The following is a 25,251-nucleotide window of genomic DNA, read 5'->3' as shown; positions in this document are numbered from 1 at the left end:
TTGTATATGGAAGTGAAAAAAGTAATAGACAAGCTAATTATTAATTCCCCCTATGAAGAGCCTAAACAGTACTGGTTTTACGTAAGGGAAAGGCGCCTTTTTGAAAAGAGAGATGGTAGAAGACCTCCAGGTTATCTAATAGCCACTCAGGGAAGCGAGTCTTTTGACGATCCAGGAGTCTTTATAAAAATAGAACTCGTTGAAAAAATACGTGGCAAGGTAAAAGACTGGAAAGATAATGATTATCCAGGAGTAACAGGAGTAACAAAAAGATTACTAAAATACTGGCAAGATAAAGAAGAACGTACTAATAATCGTTTTTTCTTCTGCCAGCTTGAGGCTATTGAAACCCTTATTTGGCTTACCGAAGCTTCAGAATCTGAAAAAATAGGAATAGAGATTCCTTCAGATGGAGGAGATTTCTCTCGCTGGTGTAGCAAGATGGCTACAGGTTCAGGTAAAACCGTAGTTATGGCTATGCTCATTGCCTGGCAAGTATTGAATAAAGTAGCTTACCCTCAAGATACAAAGTTTTCTAAAAATATTTTAATAGTAGCTCCAGGCATAACAGTTAAAAATCGACTTTCTGTTCTTAATCCAAACGAATCTAATAATTATTATGAAGAATTCAATGTTGTTCCTCCAGGTTTGATTGAAAGGTTACGACAGGGTAAAGTAAAGATTATCAACTGGCACAAACTCGCTTGGGAAAACGAAGAAAAGATAGCAAAAAGAAAGAGCGTAGACAAGCGTGGAGCGAAGAGTGATGAAGCATATGTTAGAGAAGTGCTTGGGGAACTAAAAGATGCCAGCAATATCGTTGTCATAAATGACGAAGCGCATCATGCATGGCGTGTCCCTGCTGAAAGCAAGATAAAAGGAGTTAAAAAGGAAGAAATTGAAGAAAGCACAATCTGGGTTGGTGGATTAGACAGAATCAATCGTAAAAGAGGTATTCTTCGATGTTTTGATTTTTCCGCAACTCCTTTTGCTCCTTCAGGAAAAAAAGCTTCTGATGAAGCACTTTTTGAATGGATTGTAAGTGATTTTGGATTAAACGATGCAATAGAGTCAGGATTAGTAAAAACCCCCAGAATAGTTATCCGTGATGATGGCAGGAAAAGTGAGGAACTTAAATCCCGATTATACCATATATACAAGGACCCTGATATTCAAAACGACTTGAACTTAAAAGAAGACCCTTCATATCCTCTCCACGATTTTGTAATTAACGCTTATTATCTCCTTGGTAAAGACTGGCTAAAAACCAAAGAAGAATGGGAGAAAGAAGGTCATAAGATTCCTCCAGTTATGATAACTGTTGCAAATAGAACGGAGACTTCTGCCAGAATTAAACATGCTTTTGATCATAAAGAAATTCTCATTCCTGAGTTGTGCGATCCCGAAAAAACACTTCAAATTGATAGTAAAATCCTGAATGAAGCTGAAAGTGCAGAAGAAAATATTGATCTTTCTTCAGATATTGATGAACAAGAAGTTAAATTAACAAAACAAGAACAAGCAGAGTTGCTTCGCTGGAAAGTTAATACAATAGGAAAGATAGGAGAACCTGGAGAGCAGGTTCAAAATGTCATTTCAGTCGGGATGCTCTCTGAAGGATGGGATGCAAAGACTGTAACCCATATTATGGGTTTACGTGCTTTTTCAAGTCAACTCTTGTGTGAGCAAGTTGTGGGTAGAGGTCTTAGGCGAACTTCTTATGAAGTAGAAGACGATGGACTGTTTGAGCCTGAATATGTAAATATTTTTGGAGTGCCTTTTACTTTCCTTCCTCATGAAGGAGGAGAGGGAATTCCGAAACCAACGAAGCCTAGAACAGCAATCGAGCCGGTAAAAGATAAACAAAAGTATGAAATCTCTTGGCCAAACATATTGAGAATAGATCATGTATACCGTCCAGTTTTAAAACTTGACATGGAAAAAGTAACTCCAATTATATTGGATCCCTATGAAAATATAACTCAGGCAGAAATGGCTGCAATTATTGCAGGCAAACCTAATCCTGCAGCATTGTCCGAAATAGATCTGCAAGAAATTGCAGATAAGTTCAGGATTCAAACAGTCATATTTGAGGCTGCGAAAAGAATATTTAATAGCGAAAAGGACAGTTTAAAAGGAAACAAAGATCTCTTCCTTGCCCAACTTATAAAGATAACAAGTGATTTTATTTATGGTGAGAAAATTGTGATTAGTAGCCGTCATTACAGGGAAAATGAGCTGAAAAAAAGGGTATTAATTACAGTTAACATTAACAAAATTGTACAACATATTTGGAATGCCATTCGCGCAGAAAACACAGAAAAATTACTGCCTGTATTTGATAAGGAAAATCCTATCAGGTCAACAGCACAAATGCGTACATGGTATACCACAAAGCCTTGTGAACACACCAAGAAATCTCATATAAACCTCATAGTGGCGGATAGCACCTGGGAGGTATCAGAAGCCTATGTGTTAGATAAACGTCCTTTAGTAGATTCTTGGGTAAAAAATGACCACTTGGGTTTTACGATCTTATATAACTATAAAGGAGTTATCAAAAAATACTATCCAGATTTCATAATAAAGCTAGTAAACGGAGAATTTTTAGTATTAGAAACGAAAGGACAAGACGATGACCAGGATAGAACAAAGAGAGTATTCCTAAAAGAATGGGTTGAAGCGGTGAACAATCATGGTGGATTTGGAAAATGGCATGAAGATATTTCGCGCCATCCATCTGATGTGGAAGACATCATTGAAAAATATTGCTCACTTATTTCATCCTAATTTTTCTTCTTTTTTCAAATAACCCCTGAAAACTCATAATTGTACACTATCACTAAATTCCTGAACGGGAGTAGCTTTTAAAGGGGTTTGCTTGCGGATTTTTTATGCTCCTTTATTCTTCCTTTCATATCCTGATCTAGGTCGAGAAGAAATTTCTTCTCATCAGGGTGCAGCTTCACTTTAAAATCCAGACTTCATCATGGGTGCGTACTTTTCTTTTTCTTCCAGTTTTTTGTACTGATGATCTATGTCTGTTCCAAACTTGGTCCCAACTTTAAACCTATCCGAAAGACATTCTGACCTGCTGTAAATTTTACAAAAAAAGCATACATTATTACGGCAGGAAACACTTAATTTTATCTAAAACCTTTAATAGATATGTATATATTTTATCCATAGAAATATTAACCCAAGTAATTGAGAGGGGAATTAATGCCAGATTATTTACTTCAATTATCATTTGCGCCTGAAGCAGTAGCTACGTTAGTAGCAAATCCTCAAAACCGTGAAGAAGTAGCCCGTTCTTTAATTGAAAAAGTTGGGGGAAAGCTTAAAGGTTACTGGTTCGCACTTGGTGATTATGATGTGGTGCAAATCGCAACATTGCCTGATGATGAGAGTGCAGTAGCCCTTTCAATGGCCGTAATGGCTGGAGGTGCTGTAAAAGCGTTCAAAACTACACCGTTGCTATCGATGGACGAAGGCATTGAAGCCATGAAGAAAGCATCGGGGTTGGGATATAAGCCGCCAGGCAAATAATTAAGAAAAAACGCTTTTTCCTTTTTACTAGGCTATCAATCAACTGTCTGGATAGGGGCAAGAATAAAAATATCGATTTTTAGACTCAAGTCGAGCAGGAATTTTACTGCATCAGGGTGCAGTTTGACTTCAAAATCCATCAGATTTCATCCAGGGATACGAACTTCTCTTTTTCTTCCAGTTTTTTGTACTGGCTTTCCATGTTTGTTCCAAGCTTAGTCCCTATCCGAAAAGCATTGTAACCTGCTATAACTTTTACAATAATCAAAATGTGCTATTCGACAGGTAACACTCAATTTTATCTGAAACCTTTAATAGATATGTATATATTTTATCCATAGAAATATTAACCCGAGTAATTGGGAGGAGAATTAATGCAAGATTACCTTATTCAAATAGCATATACGCCTGAAGCAGTAGCTACATTAGTAGCAAATCCCCAAAATCGTGAAGAAATGGCACGCTCTTTAATTGAAAAACTTGGGGGAAAACTTAAAGGTATCTGGAACTCACTTGGCGATTATGATCTGGTGGAAATCGCAACATTACCTGATAATGTGAGCGCAGCAGCCCTATCTATGGCTATCCTGGCTGGAGGTGCTATAAAGATCTCCAAGACTACACCGTTGCTGACGCTTAACGACGGCATGGGGGCTATGGAGAAAGCATCGAAGCTGGAATACAAACCACCGGGCAAATGATTAAGAAAAGATTGCTTTTTCTTTTTTACCTGGCTTTCAATCAGCTTTTCGAATAGGGGCAAGAATAAACGTAATGAGGCATCACGCAACTATTTCGTCAAAACTCAATTCTCCGGCAGCTACAGGGTGCAGGAGCAGTTTTGACTCATGGAACTTTTTCATAACTATATCGATTTTTCTTGAAACCTCTGGAGTATAATATGCTTCCCCACAGTTTTCACGGACATAGGCGGAAACGTCTTTAATGGCGATGATCTGCTCTCCGACTTTTGCCACAAACTCGGTTTTCCCTTCAACGAGTTTGCCTTTACAGAAACTGCACCTTTCAGGCTTCATTTGTAATCTCTTCTAAGTGTAATCTAATTATCTATCGTTTTTTCACTGCCATTTTTTTAAAATTGACGGAGAGAAGCTTAAGGTAAAAAGGAGGTTTCCACATGCCTTTTAAATAATCAATTGCTAAAACTCAACTCTTCAATCAGTTTTTCAAGTCCTTTCTTTACTGTTGGAACTCTGTTTTTAGCGGTATCCCAGACGAGATCATAATCCACATTAAAATAGGCGTGTATCAAGCGATCCCTCATACCTGCCATACCTTTCCAATCAAGGTTTGGGGCTCGTGACTTTATATCTGCGGGGATGGCTTTCGATGCCTCTCCCAGTATCAGTAACTGATGAGCAACTGCACTCCTGGTTTTCTCGTCCTTTAAAAAAGTCTCTTTTTCCATACCTTGCAAGAAATCCTTTATATTTCTGGAAGAATCGAGCATTTCAGAAAGGTATAGAAGCGGAGATCTCATACCGGCACCAGTTCTCTTAGCACGTCATCCTTCATCATCGGGTGAAGAGCTCTCTCCGAAACAACATCCACTGAGATTCCAAAAAGATCTTCGAGGTAATCTCCAAGCCCCACAAGCTCAAAAAGGGATGCTCCTTCTCCAAATCTTACCAGGACATCAATATCACTTCCCTCTTTTTCCTCTCCACGTGCATATGAACCAAAAATTCCAATGATCTCAGCTTTGAATTTTTCTTTTATTTCATCCTTTCTTTCCAGGATAAGAAGCCGGATCTGATTGACATCAATGTGTATTTCTTTATCTTCCATAATATCCGTCTCTTATATTTCTTTCACTGCTGGAATTATATGGCTACTTTTCTCTATACTGATATAATATTTCATGTGTATATTCTTTTTCTGCAGTTTTGGTTCCAACTTGGTCCCAATTTAGAGCCCATCCGAAAAGTGTTACAACCTGCTGTAACTTTACAATAACCAAAATGTGCTATTCTACAAAAGCACTCAATTTTATTTAAAACCTTTAATAGATATGTATATATTTTATCTATAGAAATATTAATCCAAGTAATTGGGAGGGGAATTTATGCAAGATTACCTGATTCAAATATCCTATACGCCTGAAGCGGTAGCCAGATTAGTAAAAAATCCGGAAAATCGCGAAGAAGTGGCACGTTTTTTAATGGAAAAACTTGGGGGAAAACTTAAAGGTTTCTGGGTTTCATTTGGTGAATATGACTTGGTAGAAATTGCGACATTACCTGATAATGTAAGTGCAGAAGCCCTAACAATGGTTCTCCTGGCTGGAGGTGCCGTAAAGATGGTCAGGACCACACCGTTGATGTCGGTCAACGAAGGCATGGAGGCTATGGAGAAAGCAGCGAAGCTGGAACTGGAATACAGACCACCAGGCAAATAATTAAGAAGAAATCGCTTTTTCTTTTTTACCTGGCTTTCAACCAGCTTTTCGGATCAGTCTTATCTCGGTATGCAGTCGAAAATTAAAAAAGAATAAACTGCCCTCAGGCAGCTGAAAAAAACGCGAATCCTTCAAAAGGATTAATCTTCAATTACCTTAAAGTGCCGTCCAGCCGCCGTCAACCGTAATTATCTGGCCTGTAATATATTTTGATGCTTCGGACGCGAGGTAAACAACCGTTGTATCCAGGTCTCCTGTCTGTCCTGCACGTCCCATAGGGCACATAAATTCAATAATTTTTGCAAATTCCGGGTCAGCAACAACCCCTTCAGCCATTCCCAGGGCAAAATAACCGGGTCCGATCGCATTCACGGTAATGCCTTCTTTTGCCCATTCGGTTGCCAGGGACTTGGTGAGCATTAAAACTCCGCCTTTTGTAGAGCAGTAGGCTGTGACCGGCATTCCTTTCATCGACACAGTCGAATGAATCGATCCTATGTTAATGATTCTTCCGTATTTCTGCTTCAGCATTACTTTCCCGACTTCCCGCGCAAAGAAAAAAACACCATTCAGGTTGGTATCAATCATATTGCGCCACATTTCATCACTTGTTTTATCCGCAGCGTCAACAAGCCCGAGACCGGCATTGTTTACAAGTATATCTATTTTGCCGAAGTCTTTCTCTATTTTTTCAACCGCACTTTTAATCTGGTCTGTTTGCATCACGTCACAAATGTAATACCGGCAGGTTACGCCGATTTTTTCGATCTCCTTCTGGACTTCCTTTAATTTTTCTTCACGGCGTGCAACTATAGCAATATCTGCACCCTGGTTTGCCAAAGCCCTGGCAAACTCAACTCCAAGGCCCGATGAAGCACCTGTTACAATCGCAACTCTTCCAGTTAAATCAAATAGATTTTTCATTTTAACCCTCCTTATTCTTTATCCCCTTACGAAAAAAGGAACACTGTATATTGGAATCATATAGTTATGAGTCACATAGTTATGAGTCACATAGTTATGAGTCACATGGTTATATTAGATTTGTTGATCTCAATTTAAAACAGCAGTGTGGGAAAGTTCTGTAAAATCCAAACCTTTTACTCCGGAAGGTAACTCTTAAAACCCGTCATATCCTTTTTCTCCAGGATATTTCAAAAAAACAGTGTTGTTTTCACTGCATAAACGATTCTGTGACTTGCAGTTTTTTATTCCGTCTTTCGCTTCAGTTATACTTTTTTCTTATCCTGTCCGGGTCAAGATGGGGTTTTACTCCAGCACTGTGCAGCCTGACTTTAAAACCATCAGATTTTATCCAGAGATAAGGACTTCCTTTTTCTTCCAGTTTTTTGTACTGGCGTTTCATGAAAGTCTCGTAATCAACCTCATCCATAGATGCCTGATCCTGAAAAATGGCCTGAGGAATTCAGGAAAAGGGTATGTGAGCTGTCGAAATGAATCTATTTTCTCTAAATTTTCTTCTCATTTTTTATTCTTGCCTTTACCTTTAAACTTTTCAATGATGTTCAACCTATTTTTTCCTTTTTGCTTTCCTTGCTGTTGTGAACAGGAAAGCAGAACATGTTTCTGACCGATTTCTTTATATACGGAAATGATGTGTATAGTGGAGCCATTAACTAGTTAGTATCCGTTAATTTCTGAGAATATCTGGCCGATTTCCGGTCACATTTTTGACTATCAGGAGCCTGTGGCTGTCGGCAGATGGGATGGGGCCCCAGTCCGGAAATGCTAAGAGGCTCAGAGATTTTTGTATTGCATGGAGAAGGTTGCGCTGGAGCGATTCCTGTGGCAGTTCGGAACTGCGCAGAAGCGCCTGAAAACCTTTCACGCTCACTGATTATGGAAAGGCTCATCCGAGCATCCGGAAGATAAAAACCTGAAGTCGCCAGAGGGCGCCAGGTCAAAGCAAAATAAAACTACATACACGAAATTTACTTCGGAGGAATTACTTGGCAAGAAAGAAAGTACAGAGAAAGCTTGACGGATGGAAATCCAAGGAATGGTATAACATTGAAGCCCCTGCTTACTTAAACAGGGTTATTGTCGGAACTACAATGGCAGGAGACCCTTCCCTGCTTGTTGGCCGCAATGTTGAGACCACAGTCGGGGAACTCACAAACGACATGACCAAGAACAACACAAAGGTCATCCTCAGGGTCAACAACGTTGTCGGAGACATAGCCACCACCGACCTCATGGGCCACGAACTCACAACCGACTATGTCCGCTCTATCGTAAAGAGGCAGACCTCCAGGATCGATGCAAACGTCGATGTCCGGACCAAAGACGGCTTTGTTATCCGCGTCAAGCCAACCTGCTTCACCATCAAGAGAGCACGCTCAAGCCAGATGCAGGCTATCAGGGAAATGATGGTTGACATCGTCAAAAAGCGCGCATCAGAAACCGATTTCGAGACCTTTATGCAGGAAGCAATCCTTGGCAGGCTCTCAGCAGCCATCTACAGGCAGGCCAAGTTCATCTATCCGCTCCGCAGAGTTGAGATCAGGAAGACCCAGGTCGAAGCAATGCCCGCAGCTGCACCAGCCGCACCTGCCGCAGCATAATTATTTTCGACTGAAAATTAGAAGCAGGAGAAAATCCGAAAGGATTTTCTTATCTCTCTTTTGAATTTTGTTATTTCGGAACACTCTTCTCTTTTCTAAATTATCATTATAAGGCTTCCAATTTATTTTGTCCGTTTCTTCTGGATACGGATCGAGAATGCCTTATCCAGAGAACTGTTCCTCTCCTCCCGAAAACCGGTTTTAAATTCATTGTTAAATACAAAAGCCTTCGCCAGCTCATCTGACGGTTCTGCCCAAAAAGAAGAAAAAGTTTGTAGGAAGGGAGAAGTAGAACAAATAGAAAGTGGAAGACGTTTGGAAATGTGATAAGAGCAGAAATAAATTATTAGTCAGAAGTAATTATTAGTCTATTCTTCTTTTGTTCTTTTTTATTGCGGGAAAGGCCGCTATCCTTCGTCGAGCGTACAGGAACGGCTCTGTATAGCCAGTAAGGTTGCACGGTAGAGATATTATAACTCTATAACTTCATTTTTCGGCCCTCTTAAAAATCCTTCACTTCCGGTCTTTCCTGCTGTCTGCCACTGATACAGTTTTTGAAACTCTGCGAGCCGTCGTCCTTTCCTTATTTCTTGCCGTACTTCTCGCCCCGAGCTCTGCTCCAGAGTCTGCAGAAATCTTGCCCTGTGCTCTTGCTCCACTTCTGGGTCCCACTTTTTTCCAGTACTTTATTCCTTCAGTGCAGCGCCGGTTTATGCAGATATCTTCTTCCAGGCTTTCGTTTCCTTCTACCTCTTCTTTCAGCCTGAACAGCTTCCAGCCGCAGGTCTCACAGGTTTTGTCGAGGAGGGTCAGTTTTCCGGTTTTAGGAACGGAATGGGTATATCCACAACGCTTTGTACAGCCCAGGAAGCGGTTGTCTTTGAAAGATATCAGGAACATGCTTCCGTCACATTCAGGGCAGGGTCCCACGGTTTCAGGGGGATAGCACTCCTTTTCAAACTCGCATTTAAAGCAGGGTCCAATACCAACAGCCCAGTTGTATTTGTTTCCCACCTTCAGGACGGCTGCCCCTTCTTTTTTACATTCCTTGCTCCTGAGCACGGTAAGGGCTCCGGTCTTGGGTAGAGAGAAGGAGTTTCTGCAGTCAGGATAGCCTGTGCAGCCCACAAAACGCCCGGAATCCGTTTGTATGATTCTGAGAACGTGCCCGCAAGCCTTACATGTCCCGATGTAATTTTTCTTGTCTTCGAGGGCGGCTTCATCCTTTATTGTGCCTGCAATGTTTGAGGTAAGCTCTTTTTTGTTTGCTTCAAGCTGGGCATACATCTCTTTAATCAGGACCGTACCATCGGCAAGAGCCGCTTCGAACTCTTTTTTCCCGTCTTCAACTTCCTGGATAAGGGCTTCTATCTTTGAGCGGATATCAGGTTTTACAAGGATAGGGACGGACAGGGAAAGCCCTTCCATAAGGGTAAAACCTGTATCTAAGATTGAAATTGTCTTTCCTTTATTCTCGAAATACCCCCTCTTTTTGTTTGTTTCTATATGTGTAGGGGCTGTTGCTTTTGTCCCTATCCCGTGCCTGTCCATAAGGGTCAGGAGTTCGGCTTCTGTCAGTTTTTTCGGAGGGCTGGTCTTGGATTTTGTATTGCTCAGCTTTTTTACGTCTACTCTCTCTTTTTCCTCTACAAACGGGAGAAGCTTATCTTTTTTATTTTCAAACGGATAAACCTCAAGCCATCCCGGTTCTTTAAGCACGGTCCCCGAGGAGTCGAAAGGCTCTTCCTTAACCTGCAGGTGGAGGTGGGTTTTTTCGAAAACTGCTGCAGGCATGAGGTTTGCCAGGAAATGCCTTGCAATAAGGTCATAAACTTCAGCAGCCTGCGGTATATTTACTGCAGAACTGACCTCTCCCCTTGCAGCCGCCCTGATCGGGTGGATAGGTGGGTGGTCATGTGCGTCTTTTTCTCCATTCTTTGGAACTATCGGGGCAGAGAGGATTGATTCTGCAAATGGCTTATACTCTTTCTGCCTTGCGAAATCAAAGACCAGGGACTTGAAGTCAAAGTCATCTGCATATTTATTGGTCTCTGTCCTCGGGTAGCTCGTAAACCCTGCAAGGTAGAGCTGTTCTGCGGTTTCGAGTGCAACTTCGGGGCTGATCCCCAGGAACTTTGAAGCCCGCTTCAGGAACTCTGTGGTGTTAAGTGGATTTGGAGGGCTGGTTTTTGCTTCTTTTACGGTCTTCTTTACAACGAGTCCTTCTTTTGCCCCTTTCAGCCTCTTGAAGATTTCAGCTGCCTTTTCTTTGTCATGGATGTTTCCTGCCCTGTGGGTGCCTTCGAATTCCCCTCCTTTTGCAGCAAAAACCGCAGTAATCTTCCAGAAGTCCTTTGCCTCAAAAGCCCGGATAGCCTTTTCCCTTTCGTAAACAAACCCGCAGGTAGGAGTCTGGCAGGGCCCTATTGAAAGGACGTCTTTTGTCCTTGCTTTTTCCCTGACCGAGAGCGTAACAAAACGTGTAAATGCAGCCCCCATCTTCAGGTCAAGAATCTGCCTGGCTTCGGCAGCCATAGCAAGGTTGTGGTCAGGATCTACAGGGTTTTCAAAGGCTTTCCTGACTTCTTTTGGGGAAAGGGCTGAAAAGCGTGCCCTTGCAACAGGGACATCAGTGACCTCTTCGGCAAGGGTTTTTGCTTCAAACCCTATATTTTCCCCTTCCCGGTCATAGTCGCATGCAAGGATAATTTTGTCTGCCCTTTTTGCCAGGTTTTTTATTGCAGCTTCATACTCTTTCCTGGTCACAAATTTTTCCGGGTCAACTCCAAGCAGTGTCCCGGGGTCAACTTCACTCCATTTGTTATATTTTTCTGGAAAGTCGTAGTTCATGATGTGGCCGGAAAGCCCCATCACAAGCCACTCTTCTCCTTTCCATTTAAACTCGTAAGCAGGCAGCCCTTCCACTGATATTTTATCCACTTCCCCTTCGCCAAGGATGCTGGCGATCTGGGCTGCTGCTTTGTTTTTTTCTGCAAATGCGACAACTGTCATATAAAGTACCTTAACCTCTGTTAATGTGATATGGAATTTCGTAAGGAAAAGTAACGGAACAATTCTAAAATTTTAATGAACTTTGTGCGTAAAAATGTTCCGCACAAAACATTAAAGATGACGAATTAAGCATGGTATATTAAAGAAGCATGTAATGGTATGAAATGTTTTTTGGCCAGATTTTTGACTCTAATCGGTCAACTGCTCCAATTAATTGACTTTCTAATTAATTAACTTTCTAATTAATTAACTTTCTAATTAATTGACTTTCTATATGTATCCACGCTGCTTATTAAGCCCCTATCCTCTGTAAAAATCCTTCGCTTTATAAATAACAGGCGTGGATTTCCTGCACATGTATGCTCTACTTAATAGGGATACATTATTTATATATTTGTCTATTTATACATTACTGGGAGACTTTTCCGAATGTAAAAAGCTATATACCAGTTTACTCTCTGTTCTAAGCGACAAACTGGAATTTTCGGATTAATCAATTGTAATCATTTAACAGAGAATTCCGGATTAATCAATTTTAATCATTTAAAAGAGAAGTTTGTTCGGCTAGAAGGTTTACCCAATCAGATTATTTCATTATCATTATTATTGGTACATCTACCGGTAGTTCTTATTTTTTTACTGGTATGTCCTTATCGGTACATCCTGTTCAAGATTTAAACATTCAGATTCAGGACTTAAACGTTTATGGCTGGAATCTTCAGGACCTGAGTACTTCAGGACTGGAATACTACTCATCCACCTCACATACGGAGCAAAAAATGACGCTGATGGAAGATGCAAAAAAGGGGGTCATCACCCCTGAAATTGAAGCCGTGGCAAAAGCTGAAGGAATAGACGCCGAGATTGTCCGTTCCTGCGTTGCAAAAGGGCTGGTCGCCATTCCAAAGAATGCCAGGCGAGACACTTTCCCTGTCGGTATTGGAAAGTACATGAGCACAAAAATAAATGCAAATGTAGGGACCTCAAGGGACTGCATCGATATAGATGCTGAAATTGAAAAAGCAAAAGCTGCAGAAGCCTTCGGAGCCCATGCAGTGATGGACCTCTCAACAGGAGGAGACCTGGACGAGATCCGCACCCGCATCCTTAAAGCCGTAAACATCCCTGTAGGGACTGTCCCTATCTATCAGGCTGCAGCTTCCCGGAAAATTGTGGTGGAAATGAGCTCTGACGACATGTTCAATGCTGTCAGGAAACATGCCGAACAGGGAGTGGACTTTGTAACCGTACATGCCGGGGTCAACCTGAACTCCCTGGAGCGCCTTCGCCAGAGTGACCGGATTATGAATGTTGTCAGCCGCGGAGGCTCTTTTACCCTTGCCTGGATGCTGCACAACGGGGAAGACAACCCCTTTTATGCCGAATTTGACTATCTTCTTGAAATCGCAAAAGAATATGATATGACCCTGAGCCTTGGAGACGGCATGCGCCCCGGATGTATAGCAGACGCTTCCGACCGTCCCAAGTTCATGGAATTTATCACCCTCGGAGAGCTTGTAAAGCGCTCAAGGGAGGCAAATGTCCAGACTTTTGTTGAAGGACCCGGGCATGTCCCCTTAAACGAAATTGAACTCAGCGTCCGTGGCATGAAAGAACTCTGCGACGGAGCTCCCCTTTACCTTCTGGGCCCGCTTGTCACTGATATTGCTCCCGGTTTTGACCATATCACAGGCGCAATAGGAGGAGCAGTAGCAGGTATGCACGGAACTGACTTCCTCTGTATGGTAACTCCCTCAGAACACCTTGCTCTTCCATCTATCGAAGATATTAAAGAGGGACTGCTTGTAACAAAGCTTGCAGCTCACACCATAGACCTCATAAAAGAAGGGCCAAGAGAACGTGCATGGAAGCAGGATACAGCCATGGCCTATGCCCGAAGAGACCTTGACTGGGAAAAGCAGTTCGAGCTAGCAATCGACGGCGATCGCGCCCGTAAAATTCGGGACGCCAGAAAGACGGAAAGTGATGCCTGCTCCATGTGCGGTGAGCTCTGCGCAGTTAAAATCGTAAAGGAAGCTTTCGGGGAAAAGAAGGAAGAGGAGTAAAGATAGAAAAGAGTAAAGACAGAAATGAGTAAAGGCAGAAAAGAGTAAAGGCAGAAGAAGCAATTTCTTTTATTTCCTTTTTCTTTCAATTATCTAATTTTTTCTTCTTTTCAGTCTCCTCTTCCCTTTTTTGGAAAAACCGTTTTCCTGCGTCGAGATGGATAGTCATTTTGGGTGCCCCATCAATTAGTCCTCTTGAGCGCAGCGAAAAGGACCTCGTGCTCCCGAAGCGAAACTCGGGAAGGACCTCGTGCTCCCGAAGCGAAACTCGGGAAGGACCTCGTGCTCCCGAAGCGAAACTCGGGAAGGACCTCGTGCTCCCGAAACGAAACTCGGGAAGGACACCGTCCTCCCGAGACGGGACTCGGGCGTTTGAGCGAATATACTTCAACCATGTGGTGCGGGTGATATCTAAGCTTTGCCTCCCTGAGACCGCCAACCCCGAGATCGCTCTCCCGGTTGATATACTCCACTTCACCTGCAAGAGAAGCTGCTGTTTCTGCATTGATAGCCTTATATATCCCTTCGCAGTCCGGGAGTCCTTTCTCGAAATGGATCAGTGCCGTATCTGCGTTGAGCCGCTCAAAAATGGAAATGGCACCAACCTCCGAATCAACCCTTAGAAGAAAGCCTCTCAGGCGAAGTTCCATAAAATGTTCAACTGCATAGAAGGCTGCTTCTACCTCGTGGGAAAGAACCGGATTTTTATCACACCCTTTCCAATCTCTCCATTTTTTCAGGAGTTCCATAACCTCTTCCAGGTTTTCGGGTGTAATTGGTTCGACCGTGCTCATGCAGTTTCTGCGGAACCTGTTAAGATGGCTGCGGATTTTCTGGTATTTCTTTCCGGGAAGTTCTGCAAGGTCGGACGCTCTGTAGACATATTCAAAGTTATCTCTATCCGGCACCAGCTCAAGATCCGGCTCGAGTTCACGTATCCAGAGTGCAGTATCAGGATCTATGAATATAAGAGGTGTATTGTCGCTTACTTCCATTGCCAGCTGTATAAGCTCACGCATAAGTTCAGGGTCACGCGGGCCGATTGGAGGGTGAAACCGCGTAATCCCTCCGGTGGTGCCAGAAATTATTATATTTCCGTTCACGTATGCATACCGGTATTGTGTAAAATGGCTCCAGCAGACCATGTTTGTAAACGTGTTACTGCTATGGTTTTGTGGGTAAAGTTCACTGTGCCGTTCGAAAAATTCCCTGTCGGCAAGAGTGACAGGCTTGAAATCTTCCTCACAGAGCATCAGGGGACCCCTGAATTTCGTAAATGGAATGCTCTGTAAGTACAGCGTACGGGGTCTGTTTTCATCTCTCCAATCATTTTCTTCACTGATTCCCTGGTAAATCTTTTATCAGAAGTTATGCCGGATAGTAATTATCATGGACTGAGCAGGTATATTTGACTTTTTAAAATCATATTAAAATATATCTTCAATTTAATAGGTTTACGGATTTGAGTTTTGAAATCAATTATCTTGAACTCAATTACTATGAAATTAATTATCTTGAAATCAATTATCTTGAAGCCAATTATTATGAAATTAATTATTATGAAATTAATTATCTCGAAATAAATTATTATGAAACAGACTATTATGAAACAGATTATTATAAAATTAATTGTATACATCCATAAATTTCTGTAAATTTTCCAGGGTTATACAAACTGATACGAAAAAGGAATGAAGATGCCTGACACTGAGAAGAAACCCGCTTTGAACATCCGCTCTGCAAAAAAAGAAGATATCCCTCTTATCCTTGAGTTTATAAAAGGGATTGCCGAATTTGAAAAACTTACTCACCTTGTTACAGCCACGGAAGAAACCCTCGAGGAATCCATGTTCGGTGAAAAGCCTTATGCTGAGGTTTTCTTTGCCGAGCTTGACGGAGAGCCTGCTGGTTTTACGGTCTTTTTTCACAACTTCTCTACTTTCGTGGGAAAGCAGGGGCTCTATATCGAAGACATTTTTGTAAAGCCCGGGTTCAGGGGTAAAGGTATCGGAAAAGCAATGTTTATGCACTGCATTAATCTCGCGAAAGAAAGGAACTGCGGGAGAATAGAATGGGCGGTGCTCGACTGGAATCCTGCAAGGGAATTCTACGAATACTTCGGAGCCGGGCCTGTTGACGGCTGGCATATCTACCGCATGAGTGCGGATAAGTTCGAAAGTGCGCTTGAAAAATAAGTTTTAGAATTTTTTCTCCAGCTTTCCTGTATTCAGGGCGGGTATTTTAAAATTCAGGTTGTATCTTCCTGCTGGATGAAAGAGTGGTGTTCAAGCCGTTCCACTCTTTTCTCAAGCCCTTCTATCTGCTCAAAAATTTCTTCTGATCCCTCTTTACCCTGAGCAGTTCCCATGCCTTTTTCTCCTGCTTCCTCTGTTAGTTCCTGAGCCAGCTGCATAAATTTATCCAGTCTCATTATCGGGAAAGTCTCGAATTTGCATAGCCCCATAAAAGGGAGGACTGAAGCTGCATAGGTCTTCTCATCATCAGCTTCGTAGATCACAAACGTCCGGTAGCCCGTAAGGTCAGTCCATTCATCGATCACTTTTATGCCCTTCGGGTACTCATAATTCGCATAGAATTCCGCGACTTTTAACGAGTCTTTCGGCTCCCAGGTTATTATGTCCATAAGCAACATTTTCCTTGCACTCCCTTTAATGCGCATTTTCTTTAGTGTGCACTTTCTTTAATTTGCACTTTCTTTAATTTGCACTTTCTTTAATATGCACTCACTTTAATAATAAATTAGAATTATATTCAATCAATCTGTACATGGTTTAAAAGTACACTCAGCAAAGTTAAGTATTGTTTCTCTTTTCTCTTCATACGGGCATATATTTTAAAGAAACAATGTTCAGAAAAACCCTGAAAATATAAGGCTAAAAATTTCTTAAACTTAAAAACCTGCCATTTTTTTATATTATTTCATTATCATGACTGTGTGTACCATGCCATCATATGACAAACCTTAAATACAATTTCTGCTTATTTTTTCTTGCTAAAAGAAATAATCATATCCCTAATGCGAACAGACCTGCAAGACCCGCAAAAAACGTTAATATGCGGGTCAAACTAACAAACCGAACTGGTTTTTACGACTTCTAAAACACTTCTCAAAAATACTTCTCAATTTTTCCACTTTTCTCTTCATCCTGTTGGATCTTCACCCTGTTGCAGTTTCTTAAATTGTGCTCCGCCCAGGTTGCGTTTCGGGATCTAGAGAAATCTCAGGCTTTCTGTGAGTTGAACTGTAAGTACAACAGCAAGAAGTCCTTTTCACTCCCCGAATTGCGCCTCTGGAGTCCGCTGTCCTTTTCACTCGCTCCGCTCGCTTAAGAGGACTAATTTAAAAATTATAATTAAGCCTGGAATCAGGTTTCAAACTTAGTATAATTAGTATAATTCTTCATCATTTTCAAGAGACTTCAAAACCTCAAGTTTTTCCCTTGCGTCTGCCATATCCGGGTAAATGCGCAGGATTTCATCAAAAGCCCTTATAGCTTCCCCGAACCTTTCCAGTTTTCCGAGGATGACCCCCCTGTAATTCATGGACTGGACGTCCTGCGGGTTTATCCTGAGTAGTTTTTCGAAGGCTTTCAGGGATTCTTCATATTCTCCGATTTTTGCAAGGGAGATGCCCAGGTACCTCAGGGACTGCTCGTGCCAGGGGTTTATGGTCAGAGCTTCTTTAAATGCTCTGGCTGCGGTCTCGTAGAGTTTCTGTTTAAAGCAGACAACCCCTACATTATAAATCGCTTTTATATTATCCGGGTCCTTTTTGAGCACTCCGTCAAAGGCACGCAGAGCTTCCCTGTACTGGTCCAGCATGCAGAAAATAACTCCTTTATAGTTCAGGACATCGAGGTTATCAGGGGAAATCTCAAGGATGCGGTCAAAGTATCCCAGGGATTCCTGGGCCCTGTTTAATTTAATGAGGGTTGTGGCTGCATTATACAGGGCTTCTTCGTTTTTCGGGTTGAAGAGGGCTGCTTTTTCAAAGGCTTTCAGGGCTTCTTTGAGGTTGTCCAGTTCCAGGAGGCAGAGGCCCAGATAATTAAGGCTTTCAGGGTCTTCAGGAGATGTTTCAAGCAGCTGTTCAAAGGTTCTGGCAGCTTCTTCGTACTCTTCGAGGTTGAAAAGGACCAGAGCCATATTATAAAGTGCTTCTTCGTGTTCAGGCTCACATTCAAGAACCATGTCAAGTGCCTGCAGGGCTCTTTCGTAATTCTGAAGCTCTATACTGGCAATTCCCAGCATATAACAGGCTTCGGTATAATCAGGGGAGTCAGGGGCAAAAAGGAGCACTTTTTCAAGGTCTTTTGCAGCATCTTCAAAGTTGAGGGTCCTAAAACTTGCCACTGCACGGTTGTAAAGGACGTCTGCATTTTCAGGGCTCTCTTCAAGGACTGAACTGAAGGCATCCCTGGCTTCTTCATACCTGCAAAGTGAAAGAAGGGCAAGCCCTTTCTGTTCCTGGGCAGCTCTCAGGTCAGGTTTGAGTTCCAGAGCTCTGCTAAAAGCTTCCACTGCATCCTCATTCTGGTCAAGCCCCCTCATAACAAGGCCGCTTAAGTACCATATATCAGCAGCCATTGGATTTTTCTCAAGAACCTTTTCAAAGGTGTCGCAGGCATCTTCGTATTTCCCGGTTTTGAGCTGGGAAAGCCCCATTTTGGTCAAGGCGTCTTCCAGTTCAGGTTCGCCTACTTTCGACTCTTCCCAATCCGGGACAGCCTGTTTAAGGGCTTTCAGGGCTTCTTCGTAATGTTCCTGTGAAAACAGCACCAGCCCTTTTCCATACCATGCCTTTTTAAAGTCCGGATAAATCTCAATCAGGTCTGAAAATATTTCAAAGGCTTCTTCCTGTCTCCCCAGCTCCAGAAGTGCTATCCCCCTGTCATAAAGGGTTTCTTTTGAAGCCGACCCTTCTCTTGCAAGCTTTTCGAGAGGCAGGAGAGCTTCTTCAGGTTTTCCCAGCTCTATAAGAGCGGATGCAAACTTTTCAAGCAGTTCCTGACAGATCCGGGTATTTTCTTCCGGGCGTTTCTCGGGCTCATTTCCTTTTTCTCCCAGGGTTAAGTTTTCTGCGGAAAGTTCTAGAAGGAAATTTACTGCAGATACGGCTTCTTCCTGCCTGCCAAGTTCAAAAAGTGCAAGAGCTCTTTTTTGCAGGACATCAGGGTTCTGTACTTCTGCTTCAGGGAGTCTGTCAAAGGCTTTTAAAGCTCCTGCATAGTCTCCTGTTTCGAAACAGGAAAGCCCTGTGTAATAAGGAATATCAGGCTTCTGGCACCCGAGCTCAAGGGCTTTTCCAAACCCTTCCAGAGCTTCGGTGAAGTTTCCAATCCTGAAAAAGGCAAGCCCTTTAAGGTATTGCATGTATGTCTTTTTCGGGCAATATTCAAGCGCTTCTTTAAAAGCTTCCGCTGCTTCTCCATACCTTCCCAGTTCAAAGAGAGCGTATCCTCTCTGTTCAAGGGCATAAGAACAGTCAGGTTTGAGCTTCAGGACAAGGTCAAAAATGTCCAGAGAATCCTGTATTTTACCGAGGGCTTTTAAGGCAACTCCTTTCCGGAAAAGGACAGTTTTTCTTTCAGGGGTCTGACTGAGAACCTTCTCAAAGATCTCCAGGGCTTCTTCGTAGTGTCCCTGTTTGAAACATGCAGTGCTCAGGTGTGCGAGGGCTTCAGCATTTTCCGGGTCTCTGGAAATAACTTCCTTAAAACCCACCTCAGCTTCTTTATATCTTCCAAGCCTGAGCAGGGAGAGACTCTTCATGTAGATAAGGTCCGTATAAGCAGTTTCCGTGATTTGTTCCCGATCAGGAGTCGTCTTAAAAGCCTTTTCGAAAGCTTTCAGAGCCTCCTCAAACTTTCCCAGTTCAAAATTCGAAATCCCCAGCTGATAGCATATGTCGTGTGTGTCACGTAATGCAGAATTAATTTCAAGGGCTTTTTTGAAAGCTTCGGAAGCTTCCTCATATCTTCTAAGTTTTGAACATGACAGCCCTGTAAAGTACCAGCCTTCCGCAAAGTTCGGGTCCTGATCAGTAATCCTTTTAAATGCTTCAACTGCCTTTTCGTAAGCCTCCTGCCGGATAAACACAAGCCCCTTCAAGTAAAGTACGGAATTGGGTTTTTGAGGGTCCCGGGCTTTTTCACATATTCCTTCAGCTTTTTCATTTATCCCTTCAAAAAGTGCAAGAGCATTCTCATACTGTCCAAGCTCGAAATACTCAATTCCCAGCCTGAGTTTTGCCTCTTCAAGCCTCAGTTTTGAGTCTTTCCTTTCCGGGTCATGTTCAAGCAGGATTGAGAGGGCATCGACTGCTTCTTTATTCTTCTTCAGTTCAAAGAGGCAAATTGCCCTGTTTTCCAGGACTGAAAGGTTCTCAGGGTCTTTTTCCAGTACAGTTTCAAGAGCTTCGAAAGCAGCTTCATACTGCCCTGTTTCGAAAAGGCACTTTGCCCTGTATTCAAAAGCTGTATGAAGCCCAGAATTCAGGCGAGAAGCTGATTCAAATGCCTTTGCAGCTTCTTCCTGTCTTTGAAGGGTGTAAAGTATCATGCCCCTGTAGTACCAGGCAGTGTCAGAGTCGGGTTTTTTCTCAAGCACTCTCTCAAAGGTCTCAAGAGCAGATGCGCATTCTTTAAGTTTCATCTGGGCAAAGCCCTTCAGGACTCCGGCATCTTCGTAATCCGCATCTTTTGTAACTACTTCATCGAAAGCTTTTACAGCTTCCCCAAAGTTTTCCAGCTTCAGGAGAGCAAGCCCTTTCCTGTACCAGGCTTCTCTTGACGCGGATTTTTCAGTCAATATCCTTTCAAATGCCTGCAGGGCATTTTCATAATTTCCAAGCTCCATTGCAAGCTTTCCTCTCCTGCACTGGATTTCCAGGTCATAGGGGTTCTCTAAAGCAAGTTTTTCAAAGGTTTCCAGAGCTTTTTCATATTCTCCAAGTTCGGTTAATGCCACACCAAGGCTGTAGGACAGGTCAGGGTAATCGGGCCTGAGGGAAACGACTTTTTCAAGGTATTCAAGGGCAGTTTCTCTTCTTCCCAGTTTAAGAAGGGATATGCCCCGGTTGTAGAGCGAATCGATATCTTCAGGGTTTATCTTAAGGACTTCGGCAAAGGCTTCTTCAGCTTTTTCATATTCTTCTGAGGCAAAAAGTAAAAGCCCTCTATTCTTCCAGGCATCTTCGAAATCAGGTCTGAGTTTTATTGCTTCTTCAAAGGCTTCAAGGGCTTCTCCTGTTTTTCCAAGTTTTCCGAGAACTATTCCTTTCCTGTTCCAGCCCGTCTCAAGGTAGGGGTTCAGCCGCAGTCCCTCCTTAAAAGCTTCAAGAGCTTCTTCATAACACTCCAGGGAGTAAAGGGCAAAACCCATGTTCATCCAGCAGGTCTCATTATCAGGCTTCAGGCGTGCAGCATTTTCAAAAGCATCAATTGCAGGTTCTAGTTTGCCTGTATCAAGGAGAATAAGTCCTTTTTGAAGCCAGAGGTTATAGTTTTCAGGCTCTTTTTCAAGACTTTTCTCAAGGGGTCCAAGGGCTTCTTCAAAACGTCCGAGCCCTGCAAGCACTGTACCCCTTAGTTTCTGGGCTTCGGTAAAATCAGGATCATATTCAAGCAGTTTTTCAAGGGCATTCAGGGCTTCTTCGTGCTTCCCTGTTCTGGCAAGCAGAAGCCCCTGCTGGAGCCATGCATCTTTATTTTCAGGGTCAAGTTCAGTAACACGGGCAAAGGATTGGACAGCTTCGGCATAGTTCTGCAGTTTCAGAAGAGCAAGTGCCCTGCTGTACCAGATGTCCTTCGCATCAGGATAGATTCTGAGCATGGAATCAAAAGCTTCAAGGGCTTCTTCGTAGACCTCGAGTTTCATAAGTGCAAAACATCTGCAGCTCCAGGCTTCAAAATAAGAGGGATCGATCTTAATGGCTTCTTCAAAAGCTTTTATGGCTTCATTGAGCCTGAGAAGCTGTACAAGGGCAAAACCTTTCCTGAAACAGGCTTCCCTGTTATCGGGATTGAGTTTCAATACTTTTGAAAAGGTTTTTTCTGCTTCTTCGTATCTTGAAAGCTCGCTTAAGAGGATACCTTTATGGTAAAGTGCAGCCTCATTTGCAGGATATTTCTTTAAGAAATCTTCGAGAGCTTCAAGAGCTAAATCTTTTTTCCCTATCTTTGCAAGCAAAAGGCATTTCTGTTCAAGGGCGTTTTCATTTCTCGGATTTTCCCTTATAAGGGAATCAAAGCATTCCAGAGCACTGTCATATTTTTCAAGTTTTGCAAGGACAAGACCTTTTGCATAGCAGGCTTCGGAGTCCTTTGGGTTAATTTCAAGTGCACGTTCAAAATTCTCAAGAGCTTCTTCATACCTCTCTGCCTTTCCAGTCACTGTCCCCATTGCACACCAGGCGGCTGCATATTCAGGCATGAGTTCAAGAGCTTTTTCAAAACAAAGAATTGAAGCTTCAGTCCTGTCTATTTCGGCAAATGCAAGCCCTCTCATATACCAGATTTCAGGGTTGTCAGGGGAAGTTTCGAGGGCGCTTTCATAGGCTTCGAGGGATTCTCCAAATTTTAAGAGAGCTGCAAGACAGGTTCCTTTTCTATAGAGGGCATCGGAGTTTCCGGGTTCGAGCTGCAGGACTTCATTAAATGAATCGAGGGCCTCCTGGGGTTTTTTAATTTCAAGAAGAGCAAGACCCCTGTTAAATAGGGCTCCTGTATGTCCCGGGTTTTTATCCAGTATCTTATTGAATGTGTTTACAGCTTTTTCATATCTTTTATGTTTAACCAGGTCAAGGCCTCTTTGAAAGGCTTCATCGTAAACGATAATAATTCCTCCGATTCCCTTTTTTGCAATAAATCCTGCAGCTCATTTGAGTGTTATCTTATTATTATTTGCTACTTTCCTTTGAGTGTATTTCAAAAAAATTTATATCAATCAACTATTCCGCGAATTCATTTTGATAAATGTTATTAATGAATGTTATTTACATATGGTATCGATATATTTTTGATACTTACATATGGTATCGATATATTTTTTATACATTTTTACTGATATGCGTTTACTGATCCATATTAGGAATACGTGTTTAATTCCCGCTTTTTTGTGCAGGTGTTAATGGCATCTATAATTTGTTATCATGCCTTTGGATCTATAATTTGCTATCATATCTTTATCATTATAATTTTTATTTAGAACCTATTTTTCTAACATACTATATAAAGAATCTCCCATAAGTGTGTGTGGGAGAAAACTTTCAAAATTTAATTTTCTCATTGTTTACCACGCATTTGAGCAATCTCTTTGAAGACAGTTAAATTATTAAAAAATATGTATAAGATATTTCCATCTGAATTCTCTTATCACGGGCTCACAAGATTTTGCTCAAGGCTTTTTTGATGCTTTTGCAGCTGTCTTTGTTATAACAGACCAGATAAACAGTCTCAGGAATCTCGTTTTTCTGAAGAAACTCCTTCACCTGAGAAACTGCAATACCTGCTGCCCTTTCGGAAGGAAAACTATAGGCTCCTGTGCTTATGGCTGGAAAAGCAATTGTTTTTATTTTGTAATCCCTGGCAAGTTCAAGGCTTTTTCTGTAGCAGGAAGCCAGAAGTTCATTCTCTCCTTTTTCTCCTCCCTGCCACACAGGGCCAACTGTATGTATAATGTATTTTGCAGGCAGAAGGTATCCTGAAGTAATTTTTGCTTCTCCTGTAGGGCAGCCGTTAAGAGTTTTACACTCCTCAAGTAATGCAGGACCTGCAGCTCTGTGGATTGCTCCGTCTACTCCTCCGCCTCCCAGGAGTGTATTATTTGCAGCATTAACAATGGCATCCACTCTCATTTTCACTATATCGCCTTCGAATATCCTTATTCTATCTATGTTTAGCTCCATACGGATTCCTTCTTCTACTCTGGTATTCTGATTTTTCACCTGGTTTATCAGGAGATTTATCCCGTATTTTAGAGTTTCTTCTGGTTTAGAGTCTTTTTCTGGTAGCGGACTTTCTGAAGCTTATTTTTCTGACTTATTTTTCTGACTTATTTTTCTGACTTATTTTTCTGACTTATTTTTCTGACTTATTTTATTTTCACTTTTTTAAAAATCGTAGTTTTAATTTGTATTTTTTAAAGTTCACATTTTTAATTCGTATTCTCCCAAACAATGATATAGCATAAAACCCAGATTATAGTAGTCAGTCCGAAAACGGGGATTTCGGTGACCCGCAGGCTTAATTGCCCGCTTAATAAGCTCTAACCGCTCTTATACGCCTCCTGGGGTTACCGAGGCAATCCTGTTATAAAAATGGCTTAAAAACCAGAACCTAAACGGTCAGTATAAATTACTAAATAAATCAACGGTTAAAAACTGGACCGGAAAATTTCTTAAATATATTTCTTGACCGTGGCTGGACAGAGGCAGAATAAATCTCGAATCATTTCAACGGGGAGATTACCATGGGTGATATGACACTTAAGGAGAGACTTTTAAACGCATTGGAAGGAAAGCAGGTTGACAAAGTGCCTGTTTGTTCCGTGACTCAGACCGGGATTGTAGAATTGATGGATCAGGTGGGAGCACCCTGGCCAGAAGCTCACTCAGAACCTGAACTGATGGCAAAGCTGGCGATTGCAAATTATGAGGTCAGCGGGCTCGAAGCTGTGAGGGTTCCATACTGCCTGACAGTGCTTGCAGAAGCAATGGGATGTGAGGTCAATATGGGGACAAAAAACAGGCAGCCTTCTGTCACAGCTCACCCTTACCCCAAAGATCTCGAAGGTATGGAAATGCCTGAGAACCTGATTGATAAGGGCAGGATCCAGGCTGTCTTGGGCTCTATTAAAATCATCAGAGAAAAGGTAGGACCTGATGTGCCTATTATCGGCGGTATGGAAGGTCCGGTTACCCTTGCCTCCGACCTCTCAAGTGTAAAGACTTTTATGAAATGGTCTCTGAAAAAACCCGATCTTTTTGAGCAGGTACTTGATTTTGCTACCGAAGCCACAATAGCCTACGCAAACTCTATGGCTCTTGCAGGAGCAGACGTTGTTGCCATTGCGGACCCTGTTGCATCTCCTGACCTGATGAGTCCTGACTCCTTTAAAAATATACTTCAATCAAGACTTCAGAGGTTTTCCTCAAATGTGAATTCGGTCACAGTCCTGCACGTCTGCGGCAATGTAAATCCTATCCTTGACTATATGGCAGATTGTGGTTTCGAAGGTCTGAGTGTTGAAGAGAAAATAGGGAGCGTAAAGAAAGCCAAAGAAATACTCGGGGACAGAACCAGGCTCGTAGGAAACATTTCAAGCCCGTTCACTTTGCTTCCGGGCCCGGTTGACAAAATAAAAACCGAAGCCAGGCAGGCTCTTGATGACGGAGTTGACGTGCTGGCACCGGGATGTGGAATTGCGCCCATGACCCCTGTTTCACACATTAAAGCAATGGTAGAAGCCAGGGATGAATATTACGCCTGATTAATTGAAATATATCTCCACTTAATTTTTAATTTCATCTTTTAATCGAATGTGATTTTTAAAAATTTTTGTTTTTATATTTTTTCCTTTTATTATTACTTTTCCTTTT

General features: G+C 42.2%; 20 protein-coding genes. 9 read left to right on the top strand and 11 right to left on the bottom strand.

Features of this window, described 5'->3' with window-relative positions:
* Positions 1-6: 6 nt before the first annotated feature.
* A complete protein-coding gene (locus M886_RS15580; protein ID WP_048051459.1) occupies positions 7-2,790 on the top strand; it encodes a BPTD_3080 family restriction endonuclease in 2,784 nt (927 codons plus the stop codon).
* Positions 2,791-3,222: 432 nt separating this feature from the next.
* Positions 3,223-3,549: a GYD domain-containing protein gene (locus tag M886_RS15575; protein WP_048051458.1), complete on the top strand. Its 327-nt coding sequence runs from the start codon at positions 3,223-3,225 to the stop codon at positions 3,547-3,549.
* 139 nt (positions 3,550-3,688) lie between these two features.
* On the opposite strand, the gene M886_RS19425 is transcribed toward M886_RS15575, so the two are convergent.
* Positions 3,689-3,817, bottom strand: a complete 129-nt coding sequence (locus M886_RS19425) for a hypothetical protein (RefSeq protein ID WP_268745866.1) — start codon at positions 3,815-3,817, stop codon at positions 3,689-3,691.
* A gap of 106 nt (positions 3,818-3,923) precedes the next feature.
* Between M886_RS19425 and M886_RS15570 the strand changes: the two genes are divergently transcribed.
* On the top strand, positions 3,924-4,250 hold the full coding sequence (locus M886_RS15570) for a GYD domain-containing protein (RefSeq protein ID WP_048051457.1): 327 nt from the start codon (positions 3,924-3,926) through the stop codon (positions 4,248-4,250).
* Between the two features lie 81 nt (positions 4,251-4,331).
* Here M886_RS15570 and M886_RS15565 read toward each other — a convergent pair whose 3' ends face one another.
* The 3 genes from M886_RS15565 to M886_RS15555 form a co-directional block, all read right to left on the bottom strand.
* On the bottom strand, positions 4,332-4,586 hold the full coding sequence (locus M886_RS15565) for a type II toxin-antitoxin system MqsA family antitoxin (RefSeq protein ID WP_048051456.1): 255 nt from the start codon (positions 4,584-4,586) through the stop codon (positions 4,332-4,334).
* Between the two features lie 116 nt (positions 4,587-4,702).
* The gene (locus tag M886_RS15560; protein WP_048051455.1) at positions 4,703-5,050 is read right to left on the bottom strand and encodes a HepT-like ribonuclease domain-containing protein; all 348 of its coding nucleotides are present in this window, start codon (positions 5,048-5,050) and stop codon (positions 4,703-4,705) included.
* Positions 5,047-5,358 carry a nucleotidyltransferase family protein gene (locus M886_RS15555; RefSeq protein ID WP_011032141.1) on the bottom strand — a complete coding sequence of 104 codons (312 nt, stop codon included), beginning with the start codon at positions 5,356-5,358 and terminating at the stop codon, positions 5,047-5,049. The genes M886_RS15560 and M886_RS15555 overlap by 4 nt, the downstream gene beginning before the upstream one ends.
* 277 nt (positions 5,359-5,635) lie before the next feature.
* Between M886_RS15555 and M886_RS15550 the strand changes: the two genes are divergently transcribed.
* Entirely contained in the window at positions 5,636-5,968 is a 333-nt protein-coding gene (locus M886_RS15550) for a GYD domain-containing protein (protein WP_011032140.1), read from the top strand.
* A gap of 156 nt (positions 5,969-6,124) precedes the next feature.
* Here the strand turns inward: M886_RS15550 and M886_RS15545 are convergent, their stop codons facing one another.
* Both M886_RS15545 and M886_RS18735 read right to left on the bottom strand, forming a co-directional pair.
* Positions 6,125-6,892 (bottom strand): SDR family oxidoreductase, encoded by a 768-nt coding sequence (locus tag M886_RS15545; RefSeq protein WP_011032139.1) that lies wholly within the window; start codon positions 6,890-6,892, stop codon positions 6,125-6,127.
* A 301-nt stretch (positions 6,893-7,193) separates the two neighbouring features.
* The gene (locus M886_RS18735) at positions 7,194-7,361 is read right to left on the bottom strand and encodes a hypothetical protein (RefSeq protein ID WP_015410925.1); all 168 of its coding nucleotides are present in this window, start codon (positions 7,359-7,361) and stop codon (positions 7,194-7,196) included.
* Positions 7,362-7,659: 298 nt separating this feature from the next.
* Between M886_RS18735 and M886_RS18730 the strand changes: the two genes are divergently transcribed.
* Both M886_RS18730 and M886_RS15540 read left to right on the top strand, forming a co-directional pair.
* Positions 7,660-7,806: a hypothetical protein gene (locus M886_RS18730; protein WP_155395600.1), complete on the top strand. Its 147-nt coding sequence runs from the start codon at positions 7,660-7,662 to the stop codon at positions 7,804-7,806.
* A 132-nt stretch (positions 7,807-7,938) separates the two neighbouring features.
* Complete coding sequence (locus tag M886_RS15540; RefSeq protein ID WP_011032138.1) at positions 7,939-8,553, top strand: 30S ribosomal protein S3ae; 615 nt, start codon at positions 7,939-7,941, stop codon at positions 8,551-8,553.
* Between the two features lie 513 nt (positions 8,554-9,066).
* Here the strand turns inward: M886_RS15540 and M886_RS15535 are convergent.
* Complete coding sequence (locus M886_RS15535; RefSeq protein ID WP_011032137.1) at positions 9,067-11,565, bottom strand: DNA topoisomerase I; 2,499 nt, start codon at positions 11,563-11,565, stop codon at positions 9,067-9,069.
* Between the two features lie 779 nt (positions 11,566-12,344).
* On the opposite strand from M886_RS15535, the gene thiC reads away from it, so the two are divergent.
* Positions 12,345-13,631: a phosphomethylpyrimidine synthase gene (gene thiC, locus M886_RS15530; RefSeq protein WP_048051454.1), complete on the top strand. Its 1,287-nt coding sequence runs from the start codon at positions 12,345-12,347 to the stop codon at positions 13,629-13,631.
* Between the two features lie 182 nt (positions 13,632-13,813).
* On the opposite strand, the gene M886_RS15525 is transcribed toward thiC, so the two are convergent.
* Positions 13,814-14,884 (bottom strand): DUF2156 domain-containing protein, encoded by a 1,071-nt coding sequence (locus M886_RS15525; protein WP_235203985.1) that lies wholly within the window; start codon positions 14,882-14,884, stop codon positions 13,814-13,816.
* A gap of 444 nt (positions 14,885-15,328) precedes the next feature.
* Between M886_RS15525 and M886_RS15515 the strand changes: the two genes are divergently transcribed.
* Complete coding sequence (locus tag M886_RS15515; RefSeq protein ID WP_048051452.1) at positions 15,329-15,826, top strand: GNAT family N-acetyltransferase; 498 nt, start codon at positions 15,329-15,331, stop codon at positions 15,824-15,826.
* A gap of 53 nt (positions 15,827-15,879) precedes the next feature.
* On the opposite strand, the gene M886_RS15510 is transcribed toward M886_RS15515, so the two are convergent.
* From M886_RS15510 to M886_RS15500, 3 genes are all read right to left on the bottom strand, one after another.
* Positions 15,880-16,311 carry a DUF3303 domain-containing protein gene (locus M886_RS15510; RefSeq protein WP_235203984.1) on the bottom strand — a complete coding sequence of 144 codons (432 nt, stop codon included), beginning with the start codon at positions 16,309-16,311 and terminating at the stop codon, positions 15,880-15,882.
* A 728-nt stretch (positions 16,312-17,039) separates the two neighbouring features.
* Positions 17,040-22,487, bottom strand: coding sequence for a tetratricopeptide repeat protein (locus tag M886_RS15505; protein ID WP_268745889.1), 5,448 nt, complete (start codon positions 22,485-22,487; stop codon positions 17,040-17,042).
* A 547-nt stretch (positions 22,488-23,034) separates the two neighbouring features.
* The gene (locus M886_RS15500; RefSeq protein ID WP_200880726.1) at positions 23,035-23,559 is read right to left on the bottom strand and encodes an O-acetyl-ADP-ribose deacetylase; all 525 of its coding nucleotides are present in this window, start codon (positions 23,557-23,559) and stop codon (positions 23,035-23,037) included.
* A gap of 563 nt (positions 23,560-24,122) precedes the next feature.
* Between M886_RS15500 and mtaA the strand changes: the two genes are divergently transcribed.
* Positions 24,123-25,142: a methylcobamide:CoM methyltransferase MtaA gene (gene mtaA / locus M886_RS15495; RefSeq protein ID WP_011032130.1), complete on the top strand. Its 1,020-nt coding sequence runs from the start codon at positions 24,123-24,125 to the stop codon at positions 25,140-25,142.
* Positions 25,143-25,251: the final 109 nt, after the last annotated feature.

Origin of the sequence: Methanosarcina soligelidi (genome assembly GCF_000744315.1) — an archaeon.
GTDB classification, from domain to species: domain Archaea; phylum Halobacteriota; class Methanosarcinia; order Methanosarcinales; family Methanosarcinaceae; genus Methanosarcina; species Methanosarcina mazei.
Note: the sequence above shows the minus strand (reverse complement) of the source record. Positions and strands in the feature narration are given on the sequence as shown.

What these genes read in the sequence shown, in the direction of transcription:
- M886_RS15580 (WP_048051459.1), top strand. Translation starts at nt 7, where the DNA reads ATGGAAGTGAAAAAAGTAATAGACAAGCTAATTATTAATTCCCCCTAT.
- M886_RS15575 (WP_048051458.1), top strand. Translation starts at nt 3,223, where the DNA reads ATGCCAGATTATTTACTTCAATTATCATTTGCGCCTGAAGCAGTAGCT.
- M886_RS15570 (WP_048051457.1), top strand. Translation starts at nt 3,924, where the DNA reads ATGCAAGATTACCTTATTCAAATAGCATATACGCCTGAAGCAGTAGCT.
- M886_RS15565 (WP_048051456.1), bottom strand. Translation starts at nt 4,586, where the DNA reads ATGAAGCCTGAAAGGTGCAGTTTCTGTAAAGGCAAACTCGTTGAAGGG.
- M886_RS15560 (WP_048051455.1), bottom strand. Translation starts at nt 5,050, where the DNA reads ATGAGATCTCCGCTTCTATACCTTTCTGAAATGCTCGATTCTTCCAGA.
- M886_RS15555 (WP_011032141.1), bottom strand. Translation starts at nt 5,358, where the DNA reads ATGGAAGATAAAGAAATACACATTGATGTCAATCAGATCCGGCTTCTT.
- M886_RS15550 (WP_011032140.1), top strand. Translation starts at nt 5,636, where the DNA reads ATGCAAGATTACCTGATTCAAATATCCTATACGCCTGAAGCGGTAGCC.
- M886_RS15545 (WP_011032139.1), bottom strand. Translation starts at nt 6,892, where the DNA reads ATGAAAAATCTATTTGATTTAACTGGAAGAGTTGCGATTGTAACAGGT.
- M886_RS18735 (WP_015410925.1), bottom strand. Translation starts at nt 7,361, where the DNA reads ATGGATGAGGTTGATTACGAGACTTTCATGAAACGCCAGTACAAAAAA.
- M886_RS15535 (WP_011032137.1), bottom strand. Translation starts at nt 11,565, where the DNA reads ATGACAGTTGTCGCATTTGCAGAAAAAAACAAAGCAGCAGCCCAGATC.
- thiC (WP_048051454.1), top strand. Translation starts at nt 12,345, where the DNA reads ATGACGCTGATGGAAGATGCAAAAAAGGGGGTCATCACCCCTGAAATT.
- M886_RS15525 (WP_235203985.1), bottom strand. Translation starts at nt 14,884, where the DNA reads ATGCTCTGTGAGGAAGATTTCAAGCCTGTCACTCTTGCCGACAGGGAA.
- M886_RS15515 (WP_048051452.1), top strand. Translation starts at nt 15,329, where the DNA reads ATGCCTGACACTGAGAAGAAACCCGCTTTGAACATCCGCTCTGCAAAA.
- M886_RS15510 (WP_235203984.1), bottom strand. Translation starts at nt 16,311, where the DNA reads ATGCGCATTAAAGGGAGTGCAAGGAAAATGTTGCTTATGGACATAATA.
- M886_RS15500 (WP_200880726.1), bottom strand. Translation starts at nt 23,559, where the DNA reads ATGGAGCTAAACATAGATAGAATAAGGATATTCGAAGGCGATATAGTG.
- mtaA (WP_011032130.1), top strand. Translation starts at nt 24,123, where the DNA reads ATGGGTGATATGACACTTAAGGAGAGACTTTTAAACGCATTGGAAGGA.